Source organism: Halomicronema sp. CCY15110, from assembly GCF_016888165.1.
Classification (GTDB): Bacteria; Cyanobacteriota; Cyanobacteriia; order Phormidesmidales; family Phormidesmidaceae; genus Halomicronema.
Window position 1 is genome coordinate 1 of record NZ_JACSWC010000303.1, and the last position, 5,800, is coordinate 5,800.

Annotated in this window: 8 protein-coding genes and 1 pseudogene; 7 read left to right on the top strand and 2 right to left on the bottom strand. The window is 57.1% G+C overall.

Features of this window, described 5'->3' with window-relative positions:
- Window positions 1-117: 117 nt before the first annotated feature.
- The gene (locus JUK32_RS13525) at window positions 118-306 is read right to left on the bottom strand and encodes a hypothetical protein (RefSeq protein WP_204139388.1); all 189 of its coding nucleotides are present in this window, start codon (window positions 304-306) and stop codon (window positions 118-120) included.
- A gap of 55 nt (window positions 307-361) precedes the next feature.
- Here JUK32_RS13525 and JUK32_RS13530 point away from each other — a divergent pair, with 55 nt between their 5' ends.
- The 6 genes and pseudogenes from JUK32_RS13530 to JUK32_RS28470 all read left to right on the top strand — a co-directional run.
- Window positions 362-592, top strand: coding sequence for a hypothetical protein (locus JUK32_RS13530; RefSeq protein ID WP_204139389.1), 231 nt, complete (start codon window positions 362-364; stop codon window positions 590-592).
- The gene (locus JUK32_RS13535; protein WP_204139390.1) at window positions 573-857 is read left to right on the top strand and encodes a type II toxin-antitoxin system RelE/ParE family toxin; all 285 of its coding nucleotides are present in this window, start codon (window positions 573-575) and stop codon (window positions 855-857) included. The genes JUK32_RS13530 and JUK32_RS13535 overlap by 20 nt, the downstream gene beginning before the upstream one ends.
- 86 nt (window positions 858-943) lie before the next feature.
- Entirely contained in the window at window positions 944-1,183 is a 240-nt protein-coding gene (locus JUK32_RS28725) for a hypothetical protein (protein WP_072041386.1), read from the top strand.
- Complete coding sequence (locus JUK32_RS13540; protein ID WP_039728443.1) at window positions 1,180-1,407, top strand: DUF2283 domain-containing protein; 228 nt, start codon at window positions 1,180-1,182, stop codon at window positions 1,405-1,407. Before JUK32_RS28725 ends, JUK32_RS13540 begins: the two co-directional genes overlap by 4 nt.
- Window positions 1,408-1,543: 136 nt before the next feature.
- Window positions 1,544-1,768 (top strand): DUF433 domain-containing protein, encoded by a 225-nt coding sequence (locus JUK32_RS13545; RefSeq protein WP_204139391.1) that lies wholly within the window; start codon window positions 1,544-1,546, stop codon window positions 1,766-1,768.
- A pseudogene (locus JUK32_RS28470) lies at window positions 1,765-1,857 on the top strand (DUF5615 family PIN-like protein); the annotation flags it as partial. The gene JUK32_RS13545 and the pseudogene JUK32_RS28470, both read left to right, overlap by 4 nt.
- Here JUK32_RS28470 and lnt read toward each other — a convergent pair.
- Window positions 1,834-3,525 carry an apolipoprotein N-acyltransferase gene (gene lnt / locus JUK32_RS13550; protein ID WP_239112641.1) on the bottom strand — a complete coding sequence of 564 codons (1,692 nt, stop codon included), beginning with the start codon at window positions 3,523-3,525 and terminating at the stop codon, window positions 1,834-1,836. The pseudogene JUK32_RS28470 and the gene lnt sit on opposite strands and share 24 nt — an antisense overlap.
- A gap of 211 nt (window positions 3,526-3,736) precedes the next feature.
- On the opposite strand from lnt, the gene ftsH4 reads away from it, so the two are divergent.
- Window positions 3,737-5,611: an ATP-dependent zinc metalloprotease FtsH4 gene (ftsH4, locus tag JUK32_RS13555; protein WP_204139392.1), complete on the top strand. Its 1,875-nt coding sequence runs from the start codon at window positions 3,737-3,739 to the stop codon at window positions 5,609-5,611.
- Window positions 5,612-5,800 lie beyond the last annotated feature (189 nt).

Below are 5,800 nucleotides of genomic sequence, written 5' to 3' on the forward strand. Positions count from 1 at the left end.
CTCGACTCCTGCGGTATCCTAGCAAGCTACCCTCATCCCATCGCTCATCCCAACTCCTCAAAACAGCTATTGAGCCATCGCGTTTGGGGTAAAAACAATTATGGAAATGGAGAGCGATCAGGCTAAGGATAGTAGAGATCGCGGGCAATGGTGAGGGCGATCTCGGAGGGGATGAGGGCGATCACGGGGAATGTTGAGGGCGATCGCGGGAAGGATGCAGGCGATCTCGGGGAGATGGGGAGCGATCGCGGGATGGCGATAACAAGTCTCCTCTGGACAGGCCAGCGCCAATGTAGAATCTCCCAATCTGCCAACGCCTAACTAAGATAGTGGGTACAGACACTCAGGAGTTTCCGATTTTATGGAGTCCACCGATGCCCTGACAACTGACATCCTCAAAGCGCTAATCAAAGAAAGTCTACGAGAAGTGTTGCGAGAAGAGAGGCTAAACCTGAGTCAACTGCTGATGCCCTTCGTCAGTAACCAAGAACAAGCTGAAATTGACGCTTCCTTCGGCTCTCCAGAAGACTACGACGACGAGGAACTTATCAACCTTACCGATTGGGTGCGGCATGGAGGTTCAATTCAGTAAGCGAGCTGTCAAATTTCTGAAGAAGCTCGACGCCCAAACCACTGAAAGAGTTCGGCAAAAAATCCTTCAACTCCACAGCATTCTTGAAGCAGATGGCATCATTCCTTTCACAGAGCTAGATATCAAAAAGCTCAAAGGGCAATGGGAAAGCTACTTTAGGCTACGAGTTGGTCAAATTAGAGTCATTTTCACGCTAGTCAATAACGAAATCGAGATTTTGCTCATCTACGACATCGACTTCAGAGGCAACATTTACGAGAAGTAAATCTGCGTGAAGGGAGATCGTACTCTGGGCAGGCTAGCGTCAACGTAGTGTCAAGGAGATCATTGGAGGTGAGGGGCGATCGGTCTGTGAAAACCACACGCTACTTTGAAGAGCAGGTTTTAGTCAGACGCCCGTATCTTCAGCGAGAATGGTGTGAGCGAACCATATGTAATTCCATTAGAAAAGAAGTTCAACCGGATGGTCGGATCCGCCACTGGTGCTTTATCGAAGAACTTGGCAAATACTTAAGAGTTGTCACCCTCGAAGATGGAGAGACTATCTTGAACGCCTTCCCCGACCGTAACTTTAAGGAATCGCAGCGATGAAATTCCATTACTATCCCGAAACCGATTCCCTTTACATCAGCCTGACAGATATCCCGAGCGTTGATTCTCAAGAAGTTGCTACAGGCATTGTTTTAGATTTTGATGACCAAGGAAATCTGGTCGGGTTGGATATTGAACATGCCAGTAAAGTCGTTGACATTTCTCGACTCGAAACCAATGCTTTACCCATTACTTCACTGGTGATGGCAAATCAGGCTTCCTAGGGTACATGGAGATCTCGGGAAGGGCGATCGCCTCTCACCTCACGGCGATCGCGTTAGGGAAATGGAATCATTAGAATTAGAGAGCGCTTGTCCACCGGACAGGCTAACGCCAACGCGGCCCACCCCAGATACACTCATGCAGTACCGAGACATTATCACCATCGAACCTGGTAAACGCGGCGGCAAACCCTGCATTCGTGGCATGCGCATTACCGTCTACGACGTCTTGGGATACCTCGCCTCCGGCATGACCTACGACGAAATCCTCGAAGACTTCCCCTACTTGACCAAAACCGACATCCTGGCCTGCCTGAGCTACGCCGCTGATCGTGAGCGCATCACGATGACCATCACTCCATGAAGCTGCTCTTCGACCAAAATCTTTCACCGCAACTGTGCGATCGCTTAGCAGACCTCTTTCCTGGCTCAGCCCATATCGATCCCCTTGGATTTGGTACGGAGATTGCTGACACAGAGGAGGAGGGCGATCGCGCCCAAGCTCCAGGTCAGCCAATTGCCCCAGCGCACGTAGGGGGTGAGCGTTTGGCGACGATAAATTTGCGTCAGGTGAGTCACGTACTGATTTGGCTCTGACAGCCAGACCGTATCGCCGTGGGGGGTGACGACGCCAGAAATGCCCGTATTGGTAACGCGCACCGCCCAGCGATCGCTCTCCACCGCCCGCAGCACATCCTGGGCGTGATGTTGCCGCATCATGCGGGGCGGGTACGGATCATGATTGGAAGCGGTCATGATCCACTCGGCCCCGTTGGCGACCTGTCGCCGAAACAGTTCGCTGTAGGGCGATTCGTAGCAAATGCCGATCGCGGCTGCACCAAACGGGGTCTCGAAGATCTGGTCGGTGCTGCCGGGGAGCAAGCTGCTGCTGACGGGCGACAGGCGCGAAATCAGCCGTCCGAGGGTGGCTTCGAAGGGGATGTATTCCCCCAGAGGCACGAGTTTGACCTTGCTGTACTGACTGGTGACTTCGCCTTGGGCGTTGAGGTTCACTAGGCTCTGGGTCATCTCACGATTGGCAAGGGGGCCAACGGGGCGAAAGGTGCCCAGCCAAAGCGGTACGCCAGTTTGCCGCACCGCTTGCAAAATCGGGCTGCGCCGCTGTAACTCACTCGTCCACAAGTCAGGAATCGCCCCTTCCGGCGTCAGCACCGCGTCCGCCCCCTGAGCCACCAGTTCACGATAGCCTTCGGTGTAGGCGGCGATCGCCTGTCGGGTGCCAGCGGGGGTCAGCTTTTCGCGAGTGGGAATGTTGCCTTGGATGAGGCCGATTTTGAGGGCGGTGTCGGGGCGATCGCCCACAGGTTGGTGATAGAGCCCACCCCCCAAACCGTGCAAAGTCAACAGGAATAGCAAGCCCGCGATCGCGGCCCCTTGGGACGAGGCCCGACGGTGTTGGGCAGTCCCCTGACCCAGGCTCATCTCCGCCCAGCAGCCATTCACCGCCACGATCGCGGCGGTAATTCCCGCTGGGCCGGTCAGTCGCCCCAACTGCAAAATCCACAAGTTGCCGGGACTCTGGGTAAACGACAGAAACGGCCAGGCCAACGGCCCCCAACTCAGCAGCGTTTCCAGCAGGCACCAGAGCGCGATGCCCACCAAAATTCTTGCGCCCCAACTCAGGCGACAGCGATCGCTCAGCCACCGCAGTAGCACCGCCCACAGGCCAAAGGTCACTGTCCCCAGTCCGGTAATGAAGGCCCAGGCAAATAGCGCAATGCCCAAACTCGCTAGCCAGGGAATCCCCATCCAGGTGAGGGGATGCAGATGGGTCATCCACGACAGCACAATGCCGTGATACGTCCCGCTCCACACACAGCCCAGCCCAAACACCCGCCACAGCGAGGGCGATCGCCCCGGTTGCAGCACCACTCGCCACAGGGGGGCTAACGCCACCCACGCTAGGGGCCACAGGTTCACCGGGTCGGGCGTCAGTCCCATGAGGCCGCCGCCCAGCCCCGCCCAGAGCCAGGGCGATCGCCACCACGGAGCAGCGATCGGGACAGCGTCGCTGGGCTTAGCCGGTTTGGGCCGACGGTGGGCGGCGGATTTTGCGACTGTAAACGGACGGTTTTTGCGCCCCGGTGGAAATAAGCCCATTGCCAAAATCAAGAAGTGTAAAGCGCGGCGAACTGATTGCAGTATCGCATTTTGATTCGCCGATAGTAGACATGATCGAATGACGGTGGCTAGGGCCGTGAGGTCGGATTAGTCAGCCGAGGCGAGATCGCCAAGCAGTACAATTGAACTTTGCCACCATTGCGGTCATTCATCGCCTACCGCCCGATACCTGTCGCACCCGAGAACTTTTATGCCCGTCAAAAAAGAGCCCCAACCGCCCCGCTCGCGCCAGTTGATTAATCTGGTGTTCTTTCTCAGCACCGCCTTTTTAATCGTCAACCTGCTGTTTCCCGAGGCGTTTGGCTCAACGACGCCCCGCGAACCCTACAGCATGTTTATCCACCGGGTGCAGGAGCATGAGGTGATCAAGGCGTCCGTCGGCCAGGACGAGATTCGCTATCAGGTGGCCGACGCCAATGGCGAACCGGGGCAAGTGTACGAAACCACGCCGATTTTTGACCTGCAACTGCCCCAAGTGCTGCAAGACAACGGGGTGGAATTTGCGGCAGTGCCCGCCCAAAACCAATGGTTTGGCAATATTTTGGGCTGGGTAATTCCGCCGCTGATTTTCGTAGCCGTGTGGCGATTTTTCCTCGCCCGCAGCGGGGGCGGCTCCCAAGGGGTGCTCTCCATTGGCAAAAGTCGCGCCAAAGCCTACGTCGAGGACGAGGCGACCAAAACCACCTTTACGGATGTGGCGGGGGTCGAAGAGGCCAAGGCCGAACTGGTGGAAATTGTGGACTTTCTCAAAACGCCGCGCCGCTTCACGCAACTGGGGGCCAAAATTCCCAAGGGGGTGCTGCTGGTGGGGCCACCGGGCACCGGCAAAACCCTGCTGGCAAAGGCCGTGGCCGGGGAAGCAGGGGTGCCGTTCTTCAGCATTTCCGGCTCCGAGTTTGTGGAAATGTTTGTCGGCGTCGGCTCCTCGCGGGTGCGCGATCTGTTTGAACAAGCGAAAAAACAAGCGCCCTGCATTGTGTTCATTGACGAACTGGATGCCATTGGCAAATCTCGCAGTTCCGGCGGCGTTTACGGCGGCAACGACGAGCGCGAGCAAACGCTGAATCAACTGCTGACCGAGATGGATGGCTTTAGCGCGGGGGATCTGACGGTGATTGTGTTGGCGGCGACGAACCGACCCGAAACCCTCGATCCGGCCCTCCTCCGTCCTGGTCGGTTTGACCGTCAGGTATTGGTCGATCGCCCGGATGTGAAAGGGCGCGAGGCAATTTTGACGATTCACGCTCAGGGGGTGAAGCTGGCTGAAACGGTGGATTTGAAGGCGATCGCCACCCGCACCCCGGGCTTTGCTGGGGCGGATCTCGCCAACTTGGTGAACGAAGCGGCGTTACTCGCGGCCCGCAACAACCATGACGCAGTCAAGCAGGCGGACTTTGCGGAAGCGATCGAGCGGGTCGTCGCGGGACTGGAGAAAAAGAGCCGCGTCCTGAATGAAACCGAGAAAAAGATCGTCGCCTACCACGAGGTCGGTCACGCCCTCGTCGGTGCCGTCATGCCGGGGAGCGATCAGGTGGCGAAAATTTCCATTGTGCCGCGCGGTATGGCCGCCCTGGGCTACACCCTGCAACTGCCGACGGAAGATCGCTTTTTGCGCAATGAGGCGGAACTCAAGGGGCAAATTGCTACGCTGCTGGGGGGGCGATCGGCGGAGGAAATCGTGTTTGGCAGCATCACCACTGGTGCCGCTAACGACCTGCAACGGGCGACGGATCTAGCGGAACAAATGGTCACCACCTACGGCATGAGCAAGGTGTTAGGGCCACTGGCCTACGATCGCGGCAACCAACAAGCCTTTTTAGACAACGGCATGATGCCCAACCCCCGCCGCGCCGTCAGCGCCGAAACCGCGAAGGAAATCGACCACGAGGTGAAGGAATTGGTGGAAGAGGGGCACCAGCGCGCCCTCAAGATTCTGGCAGCTAACCGCGACCTGATGGAAACCGTTACCCACAGCCTGTTGGAGTCTGAAGTCATTGAAGGCGAAAGCCTGAAAGAGTGGCTGTCGCAAGTGCAAGTCCCCGACTCGCAAATGTCGACCGTTTAAATTCAGAAGTGATAGAGCAGTGAAGACTTGCCAATCCGCCGCTCCCCCATCCCGTTGATACTGGTGGGTTGGGCACCGCTCATTCAATTAGTTAGGGTAGCGAGGTCATCCGTGCGGCCAATCAAGCTTTGTGGGTGCCTGATCATTGGCCCCGCAACAAAAGGGCAGGGAGAGCGGGTTGGCGGCGGC

What these genes read in the sequence shown, in the direction of transcription:
- JUK32_RS13530 (WP_204139389.1), top strand. Translation starts at nt 362, where the DNA reads ATGGAGTCCACCGATGCCCTGACAACTGACATCCTCAAAGCGCTAATC.
- JUK32_RS13535 (WP_204139390.1), top strand. Translation starts at nt 573, where the DNA reads ATGGAGGTTCAATTCAGTAAGCGAGCTGTCAAATTTCTGAAGAAGCTC.
- JUK32_RS13540 (WP_039728443.1), top strand. Translation starts at nt 1,180, where the DNA reads ATGAAATTCCATTACTATCCCGAAACCGATTCCCTTTACATCAGCCTG.
- JUK32_RS13545 (WP_204139391.1), top strand. Translation starts at nt 1,544, where the DNA reads ATGCAGTACCGAGACATTATCACCATCGAACCTGGTAAACGCGGCGGC.
- lnt (WP_239112641.1), bottom strand. Translation starts at nt 3,525, where the DNA reads ATGGGCTTATTTCCACCGGGGCGCAAAAACCGTCCGTTTACAGTCGCA.
- ftsH4 (WP_204139392.1), top strand. Translation starts at nt 3,737, where the DNA reads ATGCCCGTCAAAAAAGAGCCCCAACCGCCCCGCTCGCGCCAGTTGATT.